The organism is Kitasatospora sp. NPDC007106 (assembly GCF_040634455.1).
Lineage (GTDB): Bacteria > Actinomycetota > Actinomycetes > Streptomycetales > Streptomycetaceae > Kitasatospora > Kitasatospora arboriphila.
On record NZ_JBEYFP010000958.1, the window covers coordinates 1 to 2,086 of the forward strand.

At 73.7% G+C, this 2,086-nt stretch carries 1 protein-coding gene; it reads left to right on the forward strand.

The window, feature by feature from the left end:
- The first annotated feature begins 264 nt into the window (after nt 1–264).
- Nucleotides 265–1,908: an AMP-binding protein gene (locus ABZ641_RS34485; protein WP_359988283.1), complete on the forward strand. Its 1,644-nt coding sequence runs from the start codon at nt 265–267 to the stop codon at nt 1,906–1,908.
- Nucleotides 1,909–2,086 lie beyond the last annotated feature (178 nt).

Below are 2,086 nucleotides of genomic sequence, written 5' to 3' on the forward strand. Positions count from 1 at the left end.
GTCGCCCGTGCCGGCCGGCGCGAACCGGCCCCGTTCTGCTGTCGGATCGTCAACTCCAGCTCTCAGTAGCGGAAACCGTTGCCCAAGGGGGCCGGATCCGGCAAATGGGCGGGAGTGGGCGGCAAGCGGCCACACCCGTTCACGTTTCAAGCACAAGCTCTCGCACAGATCAACTCAACAACCATTGTGGCTACGCATGTTCGAAGGTAGAGTCCCGGTTCGCCGAGTGCGGAGTCGCTCGCGAGCATTCAATTTGGGGCGGGCATGTCAAAGATTCGAGGCGTCAATGGGGTCGCCTTCGACCTGTTTGACGCGTTCACGGAAATCGCTGGGCGATTTCCCGAACGTCCGGCGATCGTGCACGGCGGCCGCGCCGTGAGCTACCGCCGGCTGCAGGAGCTGGCGATCACCCTGGCAGCGCGCCTGGGGCCGGAGCCGGGCGCGGTCGCCGTGGAGGCGACCCACGCGCCGGGAACGGTCGTGGCGCTGTTGGGAGTTCTGGCGGCGGGCGGCGCCTACTGCCCGGTCGATCCGGCCTTCCCGATCGAGCGGCAACGGGCGATGACGACCGCGGCCGGCTGCCGCACAATGGTGGCGCCGGGGGCCGGCTCCGCGGCCCGACTCGGCCTGGAATTAGTGGAGTTAGGCCCACTCGACGATTCCGCGGCGACCCCGCGGGGAATCCCGGGAACCGGTCGGCCGCAATCCTTGGCCGACGGCCGTCCGTCCGCACCGGACGCGCCCGCGGTGCCGGCCCCGCGCTCCGCCCCGAGCGCCCACCGGGCCGACGCACCGGCCTACATCCTCTTCACCTCGGGCTCCACCGGGCAGCCGAAGCCCGTGGCGACCCCGCGGCGGGCGGTGTCCGCCACCGTCCACTCGCTGCGCGGACTCTTCGGTCTCACCCCCGAGGACCGCGTGCTGCAGTTCGCCTCGCTGAACTGGGACACCAGCTTCGAGGAGATCCTGCCGGCCCTCACCACCGGAGCGGCCCTCGTCCTCGACGACGACGCGTACGCCGGATCCTTCCCCCGCTTCCTGCGGACGGTCGAGCGCAACGGCATCACCGTCCTCGACCTGCCGACCGCCTTCTGGCACGAACTCGTGCTGCACCTCGCCGAGGACGGGCTCGCCCTGCCCGGCTGCGTGCGGACCCTCGTCATCGGCGGCGAGGCCGCGGCGCCCGCCCGGCTGGCGGACTGGAGCCGTCTCGACACCGGCCGGATCCGCCTGGTGAACACCTACGGCTGCACCGAGACCACCATGATCACGCACGCGGTCGACCTGCACGGGCCCGAGGCCCCGGCCGACCTGCCCGCGTGGGACGGCACGGCGCGGGCACCGATCGGCCGCGCACTGTCGCACGTGGTGCAACGCATCGGCGAGCAGGACGAGTTGCTCATCGGCGGTCCCGCGGTCGCGCTGGGCTACGTCGGTCTCCCCGAGGCCACCGCGGCCCGGTTCACCGTCATCGACGGCGAGCGGTACTTCCGCACCGGCGACCGGGTCGTCGAAGCACCGGACGGCGTACTCACCCACCAGGGCCGGCTGGACGGGGAGGTCAAGGTGCGCGGCATCCGCGTCGACCCCGCCGAGGTGGAGGCGCACATCGCCGGTCACCCGGGCGTGGCCGCCGTCGCGGTGGCCGGGGCGACCCTCGCCGGGCGCTCGGTGCTGGTCGCCTACGTGGTGCCCCGCGCCGGGGCGGCCGGCCGCACCCTGGACGCCGACGTCCTGTCGTACCTCCGCGCCAGGGTGCCCGCCCACCTGGTACCCGGCCGGATCACGGTCGTCCCCGCCCTCGTCCACACCGCGAGCGGCAAGGTGGACCGGGCCGCCTCGCACCGGCGGCACTCCGCGCCCGCGGCGGTCGCCGCACCCGGCACGGCACTCGCCGCCAGCACCTGACCCGCGCACCTCGGGTCCATCTGCCGCCCGCCCGCACCACCGGCGAGCCCCCGCACCGGCAGCACGCTGCCCGCGTCACCCGCGTCACCCGCGTCACCCGCGTCACCCGCGTCACCCGCGTCACCCGCGTCACCCGCACACGGCACCGCCGCACCTCACCGCACCGCCGCACCGCACC

What these genes read in the sequence shown, in the direction of transcription:
- ABZ641_RS34485 (WP_359988283.1), top strand. Translation starts at nt 265, where the DNA reads ATGTCAAAGATTCGAGGCGTCAATGGGGTCGCCTTCGACCTGTTTGAC.